At 68.1% G+C, this 19713-nt stretch carries 19 protein-coding genes and 2 pseudogenes; 19 read left to right on the forward strand and 2 right to left on the reverse strand.

Annotation, left to right across the window (positions count from 1 at the left end; translation table 11 throughout):
* Nucleotides 1-1210 precede the first annotated feature (1210 nt).
* From P2H44_RS25230 to P2H44_RS25315, 18 genes are all read left to right on the forward strand, one after another.
* Nucleotides 1211-1480: a hypothetical protein gene (locus P2H44_RS25230; RefSeq protein WP_275768252.1), complete on the forward strand. Its 270-nt coding sequence runs from the start codon at nucleotides 1211-1213 to the stop codon at nucleotides 1478-1480.
* A gap of 534 nt (nucleotides 1481-2014) precedes the next feature.
* A complete protein-coding gene (locus P2H44_RS25235) occupies nucleotides 2015-2956 on the forward strand; it encodes a hypothetical protein (RefSeq protein ID WP_275768254.1) in 942 nt (313 codons plus the stop codon).
* 38 nt (nucleotides 2957-2994) lie between these two features.
* Nucleotides 2995-3702: a trypsin-like serine peptidase gene (locus P2H44_RS25240; RefSeq protein WP_275768257.1), complete on the forward strand. Its 708-nt coding sequence runs from the start codon at nucleotides 2995-2997 to the stop codon at nucleotides 3700-3702.
* Nucleotides 3699-4376 (forward strand): hypothetical protein, encoded by a 678-nt coding sequence (locus P2H44_RS25245; RefSeq protein WP_275768260.1) that lies wholly within the window; start codon nucleotides 3699-3701, stop codon nucleotides 4374-4376. Before P2H44_RS25240 ends, P2H44_RS25245 begins: the two co-directional genes overlap by 4 nt.
* 37 nt (nucleotides 4377-4413) lie before the next feature.
* A complete protein-coding gene (locus P2H44_RS25250) occupies nucleotides 4414-5070 on the forward strand; it encodes a hypothetical protein (protein WP_275768263.1) in 657 nt (218 codons plus the stop codon).
* Nucleotides 5071-5120: 50 nt separating this feature from the next.
* Nucleotides 5121-5741 (forward strand): hypothetical protein, encoded by a 621-nt coding sequence (locus P2H44_RS25255; RefSeq protein ID WP_275768266.1) that lies wholly within the window; start codon nucleotides 5121-5123, stop codon nucleotides 5739-5741.
* Nucleotides 5738-6118, forward strand: a complete 381-nt coding sequence (locus tag P2H44_RS25260) for a hypothetical protein (RefSeq protein WP_275768268.1) — start codon at nucleotides 5738-5740, stop codon at nucleotides 6116-6118. The genes P2H44_RS25255 and P2H44_RS25260 overlap by 4 nt, the downstream gene beginning before the upstream one ends.
* Nucleotides 6115-6831 (forward strand): MotA/TolQ/ExbB proton channel family protein, encoded by a 717-nt coding sequence (locus P2H44_RS25265; protein ID WP_275768270.1) that lies wholly within the window; start codon nucleotides 6115-6117, stop codon nucleotides 6829-6831. Before P2H44_RS25260 ends, P2H44_RS25265 begins: the two co-directional genes overlap by 4 nt.
* 77 nt (nucleotides 6832-6908) lie before the next feature.
* Complete coding sequence (locus tag P2H44_RS25270) at nucleotides 6909-7325, forward strand: hypothetical protein (RefSeq protein ID WP_275768272.1); 417 nt, start codon at nucleotides 6909-6911, stop codon at nucleotides 7323-7325.
* Nucleotides 7322-7954 (forward strand): hypothetical protein, encoded by a 633-nt coding sequence (locus P2H44_RS25275; RefSeq protein ID WP_275768275.1) that lies wholly within the window; start codon nucleotides 7322-7324, stop codon nucleotides 7952-7954. The genes P2H44_RS25270 and P2H44_RS25275 overlap by 4 nt, the downstream gene beginning before the upstream one ends.
* Nucleotides 7954-8910, forward strand: coding sequence for a hypothetical protein (locus P2H44_RS25280; protein WP_275768277.1), 957 nt, complete (start codon nucleotides 7954-7956; stop codon nucleotides 8908-8910). The genes P2H44_RS25275 and P2H44_RS25280 overlap by 1 nt, the downstream gene beginning before the upstream one ends.
* The gene (locus P2H44_RS25285) at nucleotides 8907-9455 is read left to right on the forward strand and encodes a hypothetical protein (RefSeq protein WP_275768279.1); all 549 of its coding nucleotides are present in this window, start codon (nucleotides 8907-8909) and stop codon (nucleotides 9453-9455) included. The genes P2H44_RS25280 and P2H44_RS25285 overlap by 4 nt, the downstream gene beginning before the upstream one ends.
* A gap of 95 nt (nucleotides 9456-9550) precedes the next feature.
* Nucleotides 9551-10015, forward strand: a complete 465-nt coding sequence (locus P2H44_RS25290) for a hypothetical protein (protein WP_275768282.1) — start codon at nucleotides 9551-9553, stop codon at nucleotides 10013-10015.
* A gap of 2 nt (nucleotides 10016-10017) precedes the next feature.
* Nucleotides 10018-10908 carry a hypothetical protein gene (locus P2H44_RS25295; protein ID WP_275768284.1) on the forward strand — a complete coding sequence of 297 codons (891 nt, stop codon included), beginning with the start codon at nucleotides 10018-10020 and terminating at the stop codon, nucleotides 10906-10908.
* A gap of 2 nt (nucleotides 10909-10910) precedes the next feature.
* Nucleotides 10911-13403, forward strand: coding sequence for a vWA domain-containing protein (locus tag P2H44_RS25300; protein WP_275768286.1), 2493 nt, complete (start codon nucleotides 10911-10913; stop codon nucleotides 13401-13403).
* On the forward strand, nucleotides 13400-14116 hold the full coding sequence (locus P2H44_RS25305) for an ABC transporter ATP-binding protein (protein ID WP_275768288.1): 717 nt from the start codon (nucleotides 13400-13402) through the stop codon (nucleotides 14114-14116). The genes P2H44_RS25300 and P2H44_RS25305 overlap by 4 nt, the downstream gene beginning before the upstream one ends.
* Nucleotides 14113-15432, forward strand: coding sequence for an ABC transporter permease (locus P2H44_RS25310; RefSeq protein WP_275768290.1), 1320 nt, complete (start codon nucleotides 14113-14115; stop codon nucleotides 15430-15432). Before P2H44_RS25305 ends, P2H44_RS25310 begins: the two co-directional genes overlap by 4 nt.
* 54 nt (nucleotides 15433-15486) lie before the next feature.
* Complete coding sequence (locus tag P2H44_RS25315; RefSeq protein ID WP_275768293.1) at nucleotides 15487-17427, forward strand: formylglycine-generating enzyme family protein; 1941 nt, start codon at nucleotides 15487-15489, stop codon at nucleotides 17425-17427.
* Nucleotides 17428-17613: 186 nt separating this feature from the next.
* On the opposite strand, the pseudogene P2H44_RS25320 reads toward P2H44_RS25315, so the two are convergent.
* Nucleotides 17614-18029, reverse strand: a pseudogene (locus tag P2H44_RS25320) (integrase core domain-containing protein); the annotation flags it as partial.
* A gap of 73 nt (nucleotides 18030-18102) precedes the next feature.
* Here P2H44_RS25320 and P2H44_RS25325 point away from each other — a divergent pair.
* Nucleotides 18103-19268, forward strand: a protein-coding gene (locus P2H44_RS25325; RefSeq protein ID WP_275768296.1) for an IS3 family transposase whose coding sequence is annotated in 2 segments (ribosomal slippage) — nucleotides 18103-18355 and nucleotides 18355-19268 — 1167 coding nt in all. Because the reading frame shifts where the segments join, the coding sequence is not laid out codon by codon here.
* Nucleotides 19269-19284: 16 nt separating this feature from the next.
* Here the strand turns inward: P2H44_RS25325 and P2H44_RS25330 are convergent.
* Nucleotides 19285-19591 (reverse strand): annotated as a pseudogene (locus tag P2H44_RS25330) (hypothetical protein); the annotation flags it as partial.
* Nucleotides 19592-19713: the final 122 nt, after the last annotated feature.

Consider the following 19713-nt stretch of genomic DNA (forward strand, 5'->3'; position numbering starts at 1 on the left):
CCTTCTCCACGAGCTCCAGAAGGGCCATTCTATCGTCGGTCATCGTCGTCTCCGGTTCCGATTCAAGGTCTCGCAACCCGAACCTCTACCGAAGACCGGCGATGGCCGTCCCGCCGACACCGTACACACCCTTGAATTGAACGGTCGCTCCTATCGACTCGCTCAGAGCGGAGCGAAGGCCGGCCGACGACGCCCCCCTCGATACCGAGAAAGCGAAGCGACCCCCCGAACTCCGGGGGGGGGGGGGCGCTCCGCCGGCGCCTCAAGTGGTTGGTTCTCGCGGCCCCCCCCGTGGCCAACTTTCCAACGCCATTGACAGTGCCGGACCAGTCGCCGAGCAATTCGCTGCTGCAGGCGCACGTGGCACGCGAATGGTCGGGGAGCGTCCCGAATCTCGTCGCCGGATTGAGGGCTTCCAACGTTCCGCCGACCCTCATGGAAGCGAGGCTTGGCGCCGGGTCGAGTCTTTTCGCGGCCGAGACACGGGCGCTGATTGCTGATCGTGCGGAGAGACCCGAGTACCGAGCAATCCTCAAGCGCCTCGCGGCCTTCCGGGGAGACCTACGAGCGCCGCTGAACTGAAGGGCTTCGATCGCATCCTTGCGCTGCTGCTCCGCCGCAGGGCTGATCCGCGCCAACGTCCGCCGACGCTTGGCGGCGAACGCATGCCGCCGCTCCACTTCGCGGCCGAGATGGGGCGGGTTGGGGGATGCGGACGTTGCTCGATCACTGGGCGGACCCAGATCAGACGGGCTAGAGATCCGATGGAACGGAATGGGGGGCGGCGCACGGAAATACGCGTCGACCTGCGGCGGCGAGGACGCCGTGAACGTTCTGCGGACGATGAGCGAATGAGAGGTCCGGGCAAGCTGACCCTGGTGGCGCATCGACGGCCTTCATCGCCGATCTCGCCAGCTGACTGGTGTTGGCCCTGTTCTCGCGAATGCCTCCAGGGTCGGACAAACGTGCTCTCCCGGGAATGAGAGCCCGCATAGCGCTCTTGGCTACGGTCGCGGGATAGCGAGATCGTCATCCTGATAGACGGCGCGCCGGGCATGCCGTATCAATTCGAACAGATTGCTCGATACGGCGTTCAGAAAGGTCGCATCCCGAAGCATGCGAAGCGGTCCGGTCGTGCAGTTCAAAGTTGTTTTGGCAGTCTCGATGCTTGCTGTAATATTTGCATGAGAAGGTAGGGGAGATATTTTTGTTGGAAGATTATCTTGCGATTTTTATTGGATCATCTCTCAGTTTTGGCGGAATTGGGGGGCTATTGTCTGGCGTCTTTTCGCGAACATTTCGGTGCGCCATTGCGTGGGCGACGCTATGTGGACTGCTGGACGTGGCGCTGCTGTGCGCCTTGTCGCCCGCGAGACAGATCAACGGTCTTCTGCTTGTCGTGGCGCTGATCTGGGGGACGGTTGGCTGGCTCGCGATCGGTCGTTTGCGAGCGGCAAGCAAATCTCGAAGGGCTGAGTGACACTGCTAGAAAAGCGGAGAGGGCGGGAAAGGATGCTGCGCCATCGAAGCCATGATCTTGCCGACAGTGCCGATTCGACCCGGTGCGCTCTGTACTTTTCCCCTGAAGAATGGTCGCGGGGCGCCGGACTTTCAGAGCGCCTGTTTGGCAGAGCGGCATTCGCCAACGTGAAACTGGCCCTCATGGTGGCCGCCTTGCGACCATTGCCGCTGCATCGACTCACATGAGAGATGACTTGGAGCAACTCGCTCTGTTCGGACTGAGGGAGAGAGTGTCGGAAGGAGCATCCGCCTCCACTAGGGCGATCATTAGCGTCGAGGCTTGCTCTGCGGTGACACGCGGCTGCCATGCTGCAACGCTTCCGATTTGCAGGGGTGTCGGTCAAGAAGCGCGTCTGGTTGGTTGGCTTTCGGGATCTACTCAATAATGCATTGCATTCCGCTTGGCATTCTGCATGAGTGTTCATGCGGCCGAATCGAATCTTATGATGCGGTGGCATCTTGTTGTTGGCGGTTTTTCATTGCGAGATGATATATGACCACTGCTATTTGCTCTGTTCAGGCCGGCGTAAGGGGGGCGTTCGCGCGTCGGCTGCTTGGTTTTGCGATGGTCTCGACTGTGGTTCTTGCCTCTGCCTGCGCCGGCGGCGGCCCTCTCGGCGCTGTCGGGATCGCATTCAGCGATCCGAGCGAATACATGCTCGATCCGAACGAGTGCACGCAGTATCGCCAGCCCTTCGTGAACGTGCGCCTGAAGCAGCGGGAGGAGATCCGCGACTGGGCTGCGACCGGCGCCGCGGCGGGTGCGCTGGCCGGCGCCGCGGCTGGCGGCGCCATTGGGAGAGCTGCCAATAATACTGCGGCCGGCGTTCTCATCGGTCTTGTGGGCGGCGTGGTCGCGGGTGCATTTGCGGGCGCGACGATCGGCTACTACCAGGATCTGGAGGACCGCGCAGGTTCGACCGACGGACTGAGGCGCGTTATCGACGGCGACGCGCGCGCCGACGCGGAGCAAGGCGATCTGCTGTCGAACGCGCTGACTGAACTGAACGCCTGCCGTCTTCGGGCTATCGAGGATGTGAAGACCGGGATACGTGCAGGCAAGATCGGCGGCGAGAGCGCCCGCGCTCAACTGCGCGCCATCCTTGAGCAGACCCGCACTGACGACAACCTGATCGCCTCGGTGACTGAAGGGCTGCAGGAGCGAGCGGACATCTACGTGTCGGCTGCGCGCCGTAGCGGAGCGGACGACGTGGACGCGTTCGTCGCCCGCGCCGAAGCCTACGAGCCTGTGGTGCAGCGCCCAAGCTACACCGCGCGCACTGTCCGTGGCGTGACGGTCCAGAGTCGGCGGACCAGCGGCGAGACCGGAACGGAAGCCGTGCTCAAGACCAATGCGGAGCTAAGCGCGATGCAGAAGGCTCATGTGGCCTCGGCTGAGGAAAGCGTCGCCGCGGCGGAACTGCTCATCATCTGACGCTTCGATATTCGGACCGCCGCAGCGGAGGTGGCGTCATGAAATCTCTCGCGACGACGCTCACCCTGCTGGCAGGCGCCGCCGGATGCGGCTCCGAGACCCCCTATGTCGGTCCGGGCCACTTGGCAGCCCCCGCTTCCGCGAGCGCTGCGACCAACGCGGCTCCAGCGCCGCCACCGCTGCTGCTGGTTGCACAGCTTCGCTATGGAGGCGAACTGCGTTGCCACGCCGTCGTGACTGAGCGCCGAGCCGCCTTGACCGCCGCGCATTGCGTACACGCTGATGACGGCGAGTTGCTGGGCCTGGACGGCTTCACCCTCGTCGCCGATGGCCGCTTCACTGGAATAGAAGCCATTCTGCCGGACGCCGACTTCGACCCTGTCGCGCTCGCAGGGGCCGACACGGTCGCAGCGGACCGCGCGAGGCTGTTGCTGACCCAGCCTTTGCCCGTCGCCCCGATGCGGATCGGCTGGGAGCCGCACGCCGGCCACGTCGTGGAGATCGCGCTGCCCGCAGGCCGCCGCATCGCGCCCTGTCGCGTTCTGCGTGACGACGCGCGCGTCTTCGCGCTCGATTGCCCGGTTGCCCAGGGCGTCTCCGGCGCGCCGGTGGTCGCCGTCGTAGACGGCGTTCCGGAGATTGTCGGGCTCGTCTCCGCGCGGGAGCATGATCCGATGGTTGCAGGCGCCATCGTCGCCCGCATCCGCAATGAAGCCGACCTCGCTGCAGGAGGATGGACCCGTTGACCCGCATTGGCCGCACTTTTGCGCCCCTGGTCGCCATCGCCGCGCTGGCGGTCGGCGGGGCCGCCGCCCAGGACGACGTCACGATCGAAGAGGCTGAGCGGCTGCTCACCTCGATCGAACGTGATCTGGACACGGCGGGCGTAGCGCCGGCTTTCAAGGCGTCCGCGCCACCGGCGCCCGCGACGCAGCTGTGCGAGATGCGCCTCGAGGACATGTCGGCCGAGCGACGGGAGCTGGCGGAGACCTACGGCGACTATGAAACCGCGTTGACCCGGGCGGGAGAGCTGGAGCGCGAACTTCGCCTGCTGATGCGGACGGGGGACGACTGCGGTGAGGACGGTGCCGAGAAACGCGACGAGATCCGGGACCTCCTCGACCTGCCGGGACTGAGCGGAGGCGCGCAGGCGCTCGACCGTCTGCTAGGCTGCGTCTACGACGGCAAGGCACGCGTCAATGATCGCGAAAAGCAGCTGCAGGCCGATGAGAGCTTCACGCCGCAGCGTCGCAACGCTTTTCTGCAAGGCCTTGCCAGGCAGACCGACGCGCTCAACGACGAAGAGACCGCCGTTTCAAACCTTAGCCAGCTTTTCGACAGCCGGGTGGATGCCCGCCTTAGAATTCTGCGCTCTGTCGAGAATTCCGAACAGACCTGTGCGTTCACCGGCGATCTCTGATCGCCGCATAACCGAATTCGACCAATTGGAGAGACGCATGCCGCCCTTGCGCACCCTGTCTTTCGCCCTGCTCGCCCTGTCCCTTGCTGCGGCGGCGACGTCGCCACTCGCGGCTTCGTCGCGCGAAGATCTTATTGCCGCCGAAACGGCGATGAAGGAATCCGCCAAGACCCTGCAGTCGGGCATCTCCGACGCCATGTCGCTGATCTCCTCGATCAACGGCGACGGGGAGGAGGCTGCGGCCCAGGGCGACGAGGTGCTGCAGAAGATCCGCCAGATCCAGCAGGACGCCTACGTGGCCGTGGATCAGTTGGCGCTCAACGGACCCTTCATCAACGCGCTCTCCGAGGTGCGCGTGGAGATCCGCCAGACCCAGAAGCGCATCGAGCGGCTGGAGCCGAGCGAGAACCGTGACCGTATGCTGGCCAGCATTCAGCGGCAGTCGGCACTCTACAATGAGCTGCAGGAATCCATCGTCGCCAAGGAAGGCGAGATCACTCTTCTGCTGGGCCAGTTCGCCCGATTGGAGAAGGAGATCGAGCTGTCGCTGAAGCTGGGCGAGATCGTGCAGCTCGTTGAGAAGCTGCAGGACATCGAGGACAGCCTCTCGGACATGACCGGCACGCTCGGGCAAGTGCTGCAATACGACGTCGGCGAAGTGGCCGCCGATGCGGACATCAGCATGGAAAACTGAACGTCACCAGGATCCGGCGCACGGACGCCGCTCAACCAAAGGACCCAAGCATGACCCGTTTCGCGCTTCCCGCCGCCCTGCTCGCGTTCGCTGTCGCGTGGCAACCGCTGGCCGCTCAGGACGCCGATCCCAGCGTGACCGCCATTACCAACACGGTCACTGAATCCGCCGGCCGCATCTCCACCGCATTCGAAGCTTTCACCTCCGCCATGGACAGCGCGAACGTCGAGGACGCAGCCGTGCAGGCGTTGGACCAGATGCTCGAAGCGGTTCGCGGGGTGAACGCCGATCTGGGTCGCGACTCCGAGGCATGGGCGAAGCTGGAAGAACTGATCGCCTCCTGGTCCAAGAAGCGCGATGACCTGCTCGAGAAATCTCGAGATAACCCTGCCCTCGCCGAAGTCGCGGAGCTTTGGCAGGACAAGCTGGACCGGATCGGCGAGCTCAAGCTCTCGATCCTCGATCAGGCCGCCGACAGCGAGCTCCTGGTGGAGGAGATCGAGGATAAGCGCGAGGTCATCATCGCCTACATGGAAGTCGATTCCATCGATCAGGTGATGGCGGCGATGGAGACGATGAATGCCGAGCTGACGGCTATGAACGACTCCATGCGCACCATCCTCGAGCAGACAGCCGGTCTCGACGAGACCGATGACGAGATCGAGCAATGATCCGACCGGCGCTCGTCGCACTCATGGCGCTGGCCGCGGCCTGCTCCGGCCTTGCGGCCGGGCAGGCCGAGGAGCCCGAAAGACCCGGCGGCGCTGCGACAGAGTCGGCGCCGGAGTCTGTTGAAGGCGGTGCGCCGATGCCTGAGGAGCTGCGCGCAGCCATCGCGCAGCTCGATGCGGTGGTCGCGACTTTCGACGCCAAGCTGGCGGAGATCGAGGCGGCGGCGGCCGCCTCGAACGACCCGAAAGAGCGAGCTGCGCTACAAGACGCGGCCAACAGACTTTCAGACCGGCTGTACAGCCTGGAGACAGCGCGGGAGCGCGCCCAGGAGGCCATCGACGCGCTGGAGCGCGCGTCCTCGGAGGAAGGATCATGACGGTTGCCGATCATACATCGGCCGCCCCCAGGCTGGACAGAGCGGACGTGGCCTGGACGCCGCAGATCGCGCTGCCGCTGGCGATGTCGCTAGCGCTCGCGCTTGCCTTGGGCGCGCTGGTTGCGCGCCTAGCGCCGCCGGGCGAGAATGCGGCAGTCGCCGCTGTGTCCATCCCGCGCTATCTCGACAACGACTTCTGCTTCGCCATCGTGGTCAGCGGTCTCTGGGCCGTGCTATACGGCCTGTCTCAACTTGCGGCGACGCGGCTGGAGCAGGACGCGCTGGCGGCGGGGCGGGAGGTGCCTCGAGAGCTTCGCCGTATGCTCGGGGCAGGGCGGCTGGCCGCGCTGGTTGATGGCGAAGGCGCGCCGGATCGGGCGCTCGGCGCATCAGTCGCGGCCGACCGCTTCGACGCGCGGCGCGGCGCGCGGATGGCGCCAGTGTCCTACGCCATCTGGGCGCTGCCGCTGTTGGGCTTCGTCGGCACCGTGGTCGGCATCTCCGGCTCCATCGGCGGCCTGGAGGGGGTATTCGAAGGCGGAGGCGAGCGCAACGCCGCGTTGCGGGAGGTGCTTGCGTCGCTTCGCTATGCCTTCGACACCACGTTCGTGGGCCTCGCCATGGTGCTGCCTACGATGGCCGTTTCGGTCTGGCACAAGGCGCGCTCGGACGCGGCACGCCACGTGCTGGTTGCGCGGATCGTGCGGGGCTGATCGCCGTGGCCGCTGGACCTCCATTCGGATTCGGCGCGGCGACGGAGCCGCGCGTCGCCCTGAGCATGACCGCCTTGGTGGACGTGCTGCTGGCCACTATCGGCATTTTCATCGTGGTCTTCGCCCTGCAGGAGCCGGCGAAGCCGGTGGAGCTGCGCCCGGTCGCCTATGATGGCGCGATCCTGTGCGACGGTCAGGGCGCCTTCGTGGCCTGGCCTTTCGACGTCGAACCCATCGCCCTTGATGCGGAGCGTTTCGCCGAAGCGGTGGCGCATGTCTGGCCGCAGGGCGGGGTTCTGCTGGTCGGGGTCGCGCCCGGCTGCGTGGAGGCCGGTGAGGGCCTGACCCCCGCCCTGCGTGCGCGCCGCGACCTTGACCGGATCGAGGCTGAGCAGGGAGGTCCCCTGCATCGGCTCGACTTCGCGCCGGTGGAAAGCGAGGGCCCCTTCTGGCGAGACCTTCTGGCGGCCCTGCGGTCGGGGAGCGGCGAATGATCCCCGGCGTCTCGGATGACAGTACGGACGCGGGTTTCCTCGATGTCGCCGCGAACGCCCTTGCGGTCGTGATCCTGGCGACGATGATGTTGCTGCTTGTGTCCGCCCCGCTGCTTCTGCCGGGAGAGCCAGACGTGACCGAGCTCGCGCCGCGAATACCGCGACCCGCCCAGGTCGACAACACCTCACGTCCCTACTACGCAACATTCTACATCACCTCCGAAGGCGTCGCGCGCATCGACTTCTCGCAGTTGGTCGACGACGCGCTGGAGGGGCGAGACTCCCCGCAGGGCGAACTCGACCTCCGGCCCACGCGCACCCAGTTGCGCGACGTCGACGAATACCGTGCCACCTATCGGCCGGACCATGGCGCGCTGAAAGCCGCTTCCGAGACGCTGGCGGGCGAGGCTGGGGCCGCGAGACTGGCGGAACTGGCGGCCGAACTGGACGCTCGCGGGATGGGCGCGACCCTGCTGGTCTATCCCGACGGGATGGCCGAGGCGTCGCGCCTGTACTGGGCGCTAGCGGAGACGGGGCTGCCGTTGCGCAGCTACTTCATGGACTATTCCTCCGGCGTGGGCATGCGCCGGTCCTACAGCAACTTCGAGACGCCGGGAGTGCGCGACTGATGCGCGAGCGGGCCAGCCTTTTCGACCGGGCTGCGCTGCTCGGCGCTGCGGCGGCCATGGCTGTGCTCGGCTGGCTGTCCACCCAGACGCCGCCCGATCCGCAGGACGAGGGCGAGCAGTCCCCCCAGGAAGACGCAAGCCTTCCCGAACAGACTCTGAAGGCGCTGCAGACCCTCGCCGAAGGCGGTGGGTTCGCCGAGGAGGCCGCAGAGGTCGCCGGAAGCTCGGGTCTTATCCCGGCCGGCGACGGCTGCGCCATGCGCCGTGCCGCCGCCATGCGGGCTCTGCCTTTGGACACGCGGCGTCTGTACGCGGCCGCCGCGCTGGCGGGGGATGCGTCGGCAGCCGTGGGCTATCTGCAGCGCGCGATGGAGGCCTCGCCCGAGGCCGCATGGCGCGCGGAGCTTGGCATGGCCAAGTCCCTGCGCCGCGCCGGCAATCCCGAGGCGGCTCGCGCTCATGCCGAAGCCGCGCTGCAAACGACGCCCGAAGGGCACTGCCGGTCCGACGCCTGGCTCGCGCTGGCGCTATCGAGCGAAGGCGACGTGCGGCGGGAGGCGCTGGTGCAGGCCGTTCGCGCCGATCCCGGTCACTACGATGCCTGGAACGCGTTGACGGCGGAGCTCGGGCGGCGGCTCGCTTCTGGAACGGGGGATTGCGACGCCGACGCCGCGTTGGCGATCGAGGCGCTGTCCTATCTCGATGAACTGTCCCGCAACCGCGCGCAACTGGCCGGGCTGCAGCGCCAGATCGCCGCCGCGGCGCCAGCCGACGCGCCGGCCCGGGCCATGGTCATGGGCCTGATCCATGAAAAGAGCGGCCGTCCAGACGCCGCGCGCAGCGCTTATCGCAACGCGGCGGCGCGGGCGGCTGCTGCCGGGCATTGCGCGGCGCCCATTCACGCCGTCGCCATGGACCGCCTCGCTCATTTGACACCTGAGGGGACCGCGGAATGACCGCTTACCGATCCGCGGCGCCTGTGCGTGCAGCGCTCTTCGCTAGCCTTCTGGTCATCGCCGCCCTGGGCGCCGCACAGGCGGGATGCCCCTATAAGCTCAGCTCCCTGCCCGAGCTGCTCGAGGAGTTGGAAACCGGCGTCGCGGCCGCGGAGAAACGTCTCGACGGCGTCGACGGGCGACTCCGCAAGATCCGCCATGATGCCATCATGGACTGCGTCGGGACTGACGCCGGGACGCGCGCAGCGCAACTGGTCGCTGGCCTTGCGGATATCGACCATGCCGGGATGCGGAACAGGGCCGACGAACTCGACAGTTGCCTGGCGGAGAAGGCGGATATCGCGCGCTCCCGTTACGAACAGGCGGGACGCAGCGGAGAGACGGCGCTGCAGCAGCGCTACCTCCGCCTGATCGGCCAGATCGGCGAGTTGGAGACGGAGGCCGCTGCTGCGGGAATGAGCGCCGCAGCGTTGCACGACAAGCTGCAGCGGATCGGCATAGAGGCCGAACTGCTCGAGGAACTTTGCATGAAGTTGGACTTTTGAGCCTGTCCTCTGTCGCCCTCTTCCTCTCCGCCGCAGCGGCGCTGGCGGGCGCGGCGGCGCCCCGCTCGGGCCGCTTCGGAGGCGCGCATCCCGCTATGGCGGCGCTCACCGGGCTCTGCGGCTTCGCGGGGGCGGCAACGCTGACGGGTTGGGGCGCCGCAGCGGCCAGCGCCGCAGTCTTCGCGGCGGCGCTGGCGCTGTCCGATCTTCGCGCCGCAGAGGATGTCGCGCGCGGAGCGGCGGCGGGGGTCGCCGCGGCGCTCATGGCGCTCGCCGTTCCCTCGGCCGCGGCGGCGCCGCAGGCTCAGGCGGTCCTCGGCGGGCTGCCGGTTGGAGCGGATACTTGTCTGGCCGTGCTGGCCGCATTCGGCTCGCTGGCGCTCGGCTTCGGCGCGGGACGGGGGGCGCGGCTGGTCGGCTGCTCGGCGCCCGGCGCCACTGCGTTGGCCGAGGCGCAGCCGGTCGTCGCGACGCTTTGGGCGGCGGTCTGTCTCGTCGCCATCGTCCATGTCCGGCGCGGCGGCGCGGGCGGGACGCAGGAATTGCACCCGGAGGGATGATTATGCTCGCTAAAGCAAGGCTGGCCGTCCTGGCGACGGCTCTGGCGGCTCCGATCGCCGCGCAGGCGCAGGGGGCGCCGGCGCCGGCGCAGACGTCGGAAGCCGTGGACGCGACTGGCGGGCCGATCGCAGCGAACTTCCCAACAACCGGCGGTGGCGCGGCTGCGGAGCAAGGCGCGGCGGCCATGCCGGAGGCAGCGCCCCAGGACGACTCGACCGCCGGTGCGGCGGATCCGGGCTACGCGCCGCTCGCCGCGCAGACGGACGCGGAGGCGAAATCGACCCCGTCGCAGGCTGCGCCTGCGGAAACCGCGCCTTCCCCTTCGCCCGCGACCGACGGACCGGCGTCCGCCGGCCTCGCCCCCCCGCTGCCACCTACGCCGCATGACGCGCGGCGCGCCGCGGATCTGCGCGCCCGACTAGAAGCTCTCAAGGCCTCCTCCCCGTCGTCCCGACGCGACCGTGTCTCCGCCACCGAGCTTGAGCAGGCCGAGGCGCGTGCGGAGGCTGCCGAAGAGGTCGCCGGTCGAGCCCGCTGGATCGCCGAGACCCTCGCAATGTTCCGCGCCGAGATGAGCGGTTGGGACGCCGCCGTCGTCCTGCACGGTTTCGCGAGCAAGGCGGAGGACCAGCGGCGCCCGCCGTTCGCGCGGCTCCAGCGGCCGGCCGCCGTCTTTGACCCGGACCCGCATCTCGCCCATGTCAGTCAGCCCAAGACGATCTACGCCGGGCCGGAGGGGCAGGAGAGCCTCGGGATGCTGGGCGCGGCCGAGGTGGTGCTGTCGCTGGGACGCGCCACCACCGCGGCGGGCCTGACCCGCCGGCTCGCATGGATCCGCGGCCAAGGGGCCGTGTTCCTCGCTGACAACGACCTCGCGAAGCTGGAGGAATGATCATGTCGAGCCTCGACAGACCGGCGGCTGCCGCCGCCTTCGCCGCGATCTTGGCGGGCCTGACGCCGGTCGACGTCTTCGCGCAGGATCGGTCCGTCTCCGAACGGCTCGACCAGCTGGAGGCCATCGTTGCAACCCTAGAGGATGCCGCTCCATCGGATGGCGGCGACGTAAAGCGCGCCCGCTTGAGCGCCGCGCAGACGAAGGAGGAGGCGGCTCTGGAGGCCTCCGCTGCCGCACGTGCGGAGGCGGAGGCCGCCCGCGCCGCGCTGGGAGAGCAGCTGACGGCCGGGCTCGGGCGGCTGGAGAGCCTGATTCCCCCCGCTCCCGACGCCGTCAAACAGCAAGGCGGCGCACTTGCGGCCGAGCAGGTTCCGCAGGTCGGCGAGGCCGCGTCCGCCGTCGCGCCGCCGGCGGCGGGCGATCCCCGGTCCGGGAACTTGGCCGGAGGCGACGCGGCGACCGCGCCGGCGGTCGACCCCGCCTCCGCAGACGCCGTCCCCGGTCTGCTGATCGACGAGCGCTCCGATGACCGCGTCGCCGTCTCGCAGGACGCGCAGCCGATCGCCGCCGTTTCCGATTTCCCCGAACCGCCGTCTGAACCGCGGGGGAACGAGATCGAGGGGCTCCATGCCCGCGTTCTGACCCGCCCGGGTGCGGCCATGATCCCGCTCGACGGCGGCGCGCCCGCTCCGCTGCCGCCTTTCACCATCCTCTATGATTTCGGAGAGCACGAGGTCGATGGCGCTCGCTGGATCGCGGTCGGGCGGACCTCGGCCCACGCCGACGGCTGGATTCCCCACGGGCGTACCGAGACCTGGAAGACCATGCTGGTGATGGAGTACGCTCCCCGCGGCGTGGAGCGGGACCGGGTGCTGTTCTTCCGCGACCATGAATCTCTGATTTCGGTGGTCCAGGACCAGGCAGGCGAGGCCGTGGTCGAGAAGCTCTACGACGCGGTCGCCCGCGGCGAGAACGCAGGGGGCCGCCTGCTGACTGTGGAGCCGCGCCAGGCCGTCGGCGCGAACCAGACCTACCTGATGCCGATCCTCGACTTCGACCGGGACGCCTACTTCGAGTATGGTGCCGGCCACGACGTCATGCTGCTTGAGCTGGCGGGTCTGACCGGCGAGGCGGAAACCCGGGACGGCGCCGCGACCTCGATCAGGGAGATGCAGGATCGCAGGGTCGACCCCGCCGCTCTTTCCGAGTTCGTGACCGGCGTGGTCTTCGTAATGGACACGACCACCTCCATGGGCCCGTACGTCGAGGCGTCGAAGGACTTCGTGGAAAACATCTACACGCGGCTCGGCCAATCCGGCGTGTCCGACCGGTTCCGGTTCGGCCTCGTCGGCTACCGCGACAACATTCAGGCCGTGGCGGGGGTGGAGTATCTGACCCGCATCTTCCGCGATCTGGGGCGGCCGGATGACATCCGGTCCATGCTCGATGACGTGAAGCGCATCGAGAATTCGCGGGTTCCCACCCGCGACTGGCGCGAGGACGCCTTCGCGGGCGTGCGCGCCGCGGTGGAGGAGATGTCCTGGGACGAGGTGGATTCGCGCATCATCGTGCTGATCACCGACGCGTCGGCACGCGACGGCGAGGATGCGCTGGCCTCGATCCGATCCTACGGCGCGCAGACGCTCCGCGCGGTGCTGAGCAATGCGGATATCGACATCTACACCCTGCACCTGCGCACCGAGGAGGCGCGGCGGCAAGCGGGGCAGAGCGAGCATCTGCGAGGCGAAGCGCAGTACCGGGCGCTCGGCGCCTACATGCCGGTCGTCGGCGACACGGCGGGCGCGTTCCGTCGCGGCCTGGAGGCGGTGGAGAACCAGCTGGTCGACATCTTGCAGCGCGCCGCCCGCGGGCAAGAGGCGCGGGTGGAAGAGACTACGGTCGAGGACGTTCTAGCGCTGAAGAGCGGCGCCGCCGAACTCACGGTCGACAACGCCGAGAAAGCCGCGGCGCCCCTGGTCAGCTCCATCTTCCGCTTCCAGCAGGAGTTCTTGGGCGACTACGAGGGCGTGCGTCCGCCTGCGTTCTACCGCGCCTGGGCGGCCGACCGGGACCTTCGCAATCAGTCGATCCGCTCGCTGCAGGTGTCGGCGCTGCTTAGCCGGCGCCAGATCGAGACCCTCGCCTCGGCCCTCGCGGACATCGTTCGCGACGTCGAGGACAAGCGCAAGTCGTTGGGCGACTTCAAGCAGGAAGGCGGCGACGCCTCCGGCCGGATGCAAACCGATCCGAATCTGCTTGATGCGATCAGCATCGATTTCCTCTCGGCGCTGCCCTACTCCTCCCGTCTCGCTTCGATGACGATGGATCAGTTCATCGGCTTGTCCTTCGGGGAGCAGGACGACATGCTGAACGGGGTGCGCGAGAAGCTGTCGGCCTATCGGGTGATCCTGCGTTCCGACCGCAGCTGGATGCAGGTCAACGAAGACCCGGCGGACGACCTCTATCCACTGCCCCTGCGGGACCTTCCATGACTGCGGACTTGTCTGTGCGCGGCGCGCGGGTGAGGCCCGGCGGTGCGGAGACGCTGCTCGAAGTGGCGCTAGATTCGCTCGACGTCGCCCCCGGCGGCTGCGTGGCTCTGACCGGCCCCTCCGGGGCAGGCAAGACCACGCTCATGGAGCTCCTGGGCCTGGTCCGTCGCCCCGACGAGTTGGGAGAGTATCAGCTGGGAGGGTGGGATCTGACGGAGCTCGCCCGCAGCGGCGACATCGCCGCGCGCGCACGCCTGCGCGCGGAGACGATAGCCTACGTGCCTCAGTCCGGCGGCGTGCTGCCCTTTCTCGATGCGAGGGGAAACGGCTTGGCCGGGCTGGACGCCCGTGGCGGTTTCCGCAGCGCGGCGGCGCGCGAAAGGCTAGAGCGGGAAGCGAGAACGCTGGGCGTCGACGCCGCGCTCGGCCGTCGCCGGGCGGAGCTTTCGGGCGGGGAGCGTCGGCGGGTCGGATTGCTGCGCGCGCTCGCCGATCCGCGAACGCTGACGTTGGCGGATGAGCCGACCTCGGCGCTGGATCCTGCGACCGCGGATCGGGTTCTGGCCCGGCTGGCGGAATTTGCGGCCGAAACCGGCGGCATGGTAATTATCGTCACCCACGATGGCGATCGCGCCCGGCGTCACGGTTTCGCGATGCATGACCTGCGTGCCGATGCGAGCGATGGCGACCTGCGGCGCCTGGTCCCCGTATGAGCGCCGTCGAGCGCAGCCAAAGGACGCCCCCGCGGACGCCGTACGACACGGAGCCGTCGCCCGCGTCCGGCGCGCGCGCCCGGCTGCGCCGCCTTGCGCGCATCGCTGGCTACGCCCTGCGGGATCTGGCGGGCGACGCGCTCGCGGCGGCGCTGACGGTGGCGCTGTTCGCCAGCGTCGCAGCGCCGAGCGCGGCGTTCCTGGCGGCGCGCGACGTGGTGGTCGCGCCTTGGGTCGACGCCATCGCCCGGGACGTGGAGAACCGCGAAGTCGAGCCCAGAGCCCGAGTCGGCTTCCAGGCCTGGTCGTCAGAGGAGATCGCCCGCATCGCCGACTGGCCGGAGACCGCGTTCGTCGCCGGCCAGTTGGCGCGCGGCATCTCTTCGGAACTCTTCGCCCGCGCGCCGGATCGCGAGCGGCAGCCGGGGCGCAGCGCGTTCGAGGCGCTGGGCGTGCTGACAACCGCCCCCGGGGACCCGCATCTGCCGGAAGGCGGCGTCCCGGTGGGCCTGGACCAGATCGCCCTCTCCAGGCCTGCAGCGGAAAGGTTGGGCGCAACTGTGGGCGACCGCGTCGCGCTGATGGCTGTGCGGGAGCGGACGGGTCGGACGGAACGCGAATACCTGTACGCCACCGTCACCGCCGTCGTCTCGATCGGCGCGCAGCGCGGCGCCTATGTCTACCTGCCTGCGCCCATCGCCCGAGCCCTGTTGGCCTGGCGCGACGGCGGCGCCCCGAGAGAAGCATTCCCGCAGGATGTCCCCCCTGGCATCGACTGGACCAGCCTTCGCCTCTTTGCGGGCACCATCCACGACGCCGAGCCCCTTGCCGCGCGACTGCGCGCGGAGATGAACGTGGAAGAGATCCGTTATGAGCAGGGGCGCATCGCCCGGTTGCAGAAAATCGAGACCGGTTTCGGCGCCGCCTTCGCCGGGGTGTTGGTGCTCTCCGCCTTCGGCTTCGGGGCGGCGCTGTTTTTTGTCGAATGGCTGAACGCCCGCCGAAAGGCAGCGGATATGGGCCTGCTGGTGCTGATCGGCTTCACCCCCGGCGACGTCGCCCTCATGCGTGTCGTGCAGACCGTGGCGCTGACCCTCATTGGCGGGGGGCTCGCCATCCTAATCGTCCGGTTCGGCGCCGGGGTGATCGGCCCCGAGGCCGCTGCGCTGATGGACATCGAGGCCCCGGGGGCCTTTCCATGGGGGGCGGCGCTCGGGGGACTGGGGCTCGCCGTGCTGGCAGCCGCTGGCGGGGCGGCGTCGCAGACCCGCGCCACCACCGCCGACGCGATCGGCGCCGCCATCCGGCGGGACTGATCCACGCGGCCATATTCAAAGCAGAGCAAGAAAGTAGAGCAACGGAGCAATTTCATGACGCCGAACAGCGCCAGGATCGCCGCATTCACCATCTCGGCAGCGTTCGCCTTGCAAGCCGCGGCTCAGGCTCAGGCTCAGGAGCCGGCGCAGGAAGCGGCTACGCCGCAGGCCTCGGCGCAGGGCTTCGCCGAGGATTGGTGCCGCGTGGACGATCCTGCAGCCTTTCGCTCGGCCGGTGCCTGCACCGCGCCCGCGCCCATTCTTGACGCCGCTCTCGAGCGCATTGTGCTGCCCCTGCCCTGCGGCCGGGGCATGGTGTTCCGCCGCATCGATGTGCCCGCTGAAGACCTTCTCGCCCAGCGGGTGACAGAGCTCGGCGGCGCCCCCGCGGACGACACCAAGCGCACCCGATACAGCCAGGCGCTGCGCTTCGACAGCATCTCCGGCGGGTTCACGCTGGACGCGCAGGACGTGCGGGTGCTGCAGGACTATGGCCTTATGGCCCGTCGCGCCTACTACATCGCGGCCTATGAAGTCACTGAGATCCAGTGGGCCCTGTTTGAAAGCGGCGCTTTCGCAGCCCATGCGCAGGACGATCCAGGCGAGCTCGCTGCCGCCGCCTGCGTTGCGGTCGACGTGCTCGCCGAGCGCGCTCGACCGCGCCGGATCGCAGCCAAGGCCGGGCTTGGCTACTACGACGCCGTCGCATTCACCCGCGCCATGAACGGTTGGCTGATGGCGGAGAACCGTCGCCGCATCGCCGACGGAGCCGCCAATGAAGGCCTCGCCACTTTGTGGGAGCGCGGCAGCCCGGGCTTCGTGCGCCTGCCGACGGAGGCGGAGTGGGAATTCGCCGCCCGGGGCGGGGCGCTCACCAACCAATCGCTGTCGGGCGCCGGATACGCCATCGACGACCAGGGGACCATCCGCATGGCGCGCATCCCTGAAATCGCCAACATCGCCGAAAGCGCCCGGGCCGAACCCAATGTCGGCTCACGCGCACCCAATCTCGCGGGGCTCTACGATACGGTGGGGAACGTCGAGGAGATCGTGCTCGACCCGTTCCGCCTGGTCCGGCCCGACGGGCTTCAGGGCGCCCGCGGAGGCTTCGTGCTGCGCGGCGGACACCTGCGCACCCCGCACCACTTGCTTGGCGTCCCGCGGCGTATCGAGCAGGCCTACTACGATATCCGTGGCGAAGGCCGCGTCACATATGGCGGGATGCGCCCCGCTCTGGTCGCGCCGTTGCTGGCCAATGGATGGAGCCCCGAACACCCCTTCGCCACCGATATCGCCAACGGTGAATTCGAGGACGCGCTGGGAACCGCTGACGAGAACCTGACCAAAGCCGCCAGCGGGCCGGGCGCGGAGTTCCGTGAGCAGGCCCGCGGATTGATCGAGGATCTGCGCGGCGAAGGCGCGGAAGCCGCCGTCGCGCTGGAGAGGATCGCAGCCATCGAAGAAGCCCTGCGGGCCTCCGACGCCGCGGTGAACGCCGCCGAGGCGGAGCGTCTGGCCGCCGTCGGCCTCGCCGCAATTAACACGATCCAGAACATCCGCATCAACGGCCGCACGCTGGTGACTTTCATCCTGCAGATCCGCAACGCCCGCTCCCGCCTGGACTGTCTGAAGGGTACCCACGCCGGCGAGACGCTGAAACAGAAACTGGATGCGCTAGAAGAGAACATGCTCTCTATTGATAGCCAGTTGAGCTTCCAGTCCCGCTACGCCGCGGATCTATTGCGGGACCTGGCGCGCGCGGACCAGAAAGTGGTCGAGCAGAAAATTCAGGCCCATCGTGAGGAGTTCGCGCAGGTGGGTCTAACTGTCTATGACACGGCTTGGACGCTGTTCGACGATGCTTACGCTCAGTTGCTGGCAGCGCCGGATACCGACTTCGGCGAAGCTTTCCTGACGCTGTTCGACGACAGCCGAACAGGCCGCACGGCGCTTCTGGAAAGCCCGCTGCCGCCGGTGGCGTGCAACGAACTTTGATTGCGGGCGTCATAGGGCTCGACGTGACCGCGCTTGCTCCAAGCTCTGAGAAGTGGACCGGCTCGAAGCTGGAATGCCTGGCCCTGCCCCAGATCGCCCTCGCTGATAATCTAGCGTTGATCTCGAACTTGATCCGAACCCGAACCTTGGATCGCCCGGGGTTGGAGTTTCCGGGCTTGCTGACGACGGCTGGCCGGATGGGCCGTCGGTGCTCATGAGGAGGATCGGGGGCTTGTACTCGATGGCCCCGTGGGAGAGCTCCTCGTTGCGGTATCGACGCCAAGCCTCCAGCTATTCGCGGGCGTCCGCAAGCGTCAGGAACCAGTGCTGGTTCAAGCACTCGGCCCTGAAGCGGCCGTAGAACGTGAGGCGCGATCAGCGAGCTCCTCAGCGGGGCGATCGCGGCGCCGAAACATGAAATCGCGGTCCGTGGGCTTCCCGCGGCGCGAGAAGTCCAGGATGACGCCGTGCCGATAGGCCCGCAGGTCGAGATCGCGGGAGACGAACTCGCTGCCCTGGTCGACCCGGATCGACTTCGGGAAGCCCAGGCCCGCGCAGACCCGTTCCAGGGTCGAGACCACGTCCTCGCCCCAGTAGGAGTGACCTTCTCCCCGAGATCCGGGCCGTTGCAAGCTGGGATTTTCCACCTTTGAATGAGCGAAGGAGGACGATCCGATGAAGCGCAGCCGGTTCAGCGACGAGCAGATCATCGCGGTGCTCAAGGAGAACGAGGTCGGAGCCAGGGTCGACGAGCTGTGCCGGAGGCAGGGCATCTCGACGGCGACGTTCTACGCCTGGCGGAAGACGTTCGGCGGCATGGAAGCCTCGGACGCGAAGAAGCTGCGGGAGCTCGAAGTCGAGAACGCCCGGCTCAAGCGGATCGTCGCGGATCAGATGCTCGACATGACCGCGATGAAAGAGCTTCTGGCAAAAAACGGGTGACGCCCATGGCCAAGCGAAGAGCCGTGGGCTTCCTGATCTCCCAGCTGGGTCTGAGCGAGCGGCGGAGCTGTCGGATCGTCGACCTCTCACGATCCGTCCAACAGTATCGACCGGTCGATCGCGACGACGCGGCGGCGCTCGAGCGCATGCGGGCCCTCGCGTCGGAGAACCGCCTCTACGGATGTCTGCGCCTGCATGCGATGCTGCGGCGCGAGGGCCTCGTGGTGAACCGAAAGCGCACCTGGCGCCTCTACAGCGCCGAGGGTCTCCAGGTGCGCACGAAGAAACGGCGCAAGCTGCCGCGGCGGGACAGGATCGCGCCGCAGGTTCCGGAACGGCCGATGCAGCGATGGTCGCTCGACGTCATGAGCGATCGGCTGGTCGATCCCCGACGGTTCCGGATCCTCAACGTCGTCGACGATCACAGCCGGTTCTGCCCGGGCCGGATCGTCGACCTCTCGATCTCGGGCGCCCGCGTGGCCCGCCTCCTCGACGAGCTGGGCGAGCGCGTGGGCCTTCCCGAGGAGATCGTCCTCGACAACGGCCCCGAGGGCACGAGCCGCGCGATGTTCGAATGGTCCGAGCGCACCGGCGTGCGGCTGCGCTTCATCGAGCCGGGCAAGCCGGTGCAGAACGCTTTCGTAGAGAGCTTGAACGGCAAGCTGCGCGACGAGCGCCTGAACCTCCACTGGTTCCGGTCGCTCCGTCACGCCCGCGAGGAGATCGGCGCCTGGCGTCGCTACTGCAACGCCGTGCGGCCCCACTCCGCCCTCGGCTACATGTCCCCGATGGAGTTCCTCGAAACCACAGCCGCGCCAACGCACCAGCCCTTCGAAGGCGTCACGCCGGCGCTGAGCATCAACCCCCAGCCGGAGGATTCCAGTTCAGCGCGGCCCTGATCCAGGGGAAAGGTCAGGAGAACCGGGCGTCGACGGCCGGGGAGAACCGCGAGAAGGTTTCGACGATGGTCAGCACGCGCAGTTTCGTTCCCGTGGCGAGCTGGTCGTGGACGAAGTCCATCGCCCAGGTCTCGTTGGCCGCCGTGGCGTCCCGCCGGTCCTCTCGCCGCTTCGCCTTCACCCGCCGTGTAGGCGACTTGTTGCGCAGCTGAAGGCCCAGCTCGTTGTAGATCCTGCGTCCGTCTTCGGGCTTGCGCGTCCCCACTGGGGCCACGGTCCCCTCGACTGTGGTTCACGTCCCAGCCCTCGCGCTGAAGCAGCATGAACCGCTCCGGGTCTGCCGGAGGCCGATGTTCGTTAGCTACGCGGCCACATCGCGCGTTTCCAGCGCAGCGTGGAATGCGGCTTCGGCTTCTGCGGGCGGCACATTGCCTATGGGCTCGAG

The organism is Albimonas marina, from assembly GCF_029223255.1.
Lineage (GTDB): Bacteria > Pseudomonadota > Alphaproteobacteria > Rhodobacterales > Rhodobacteraceae > Albimonas.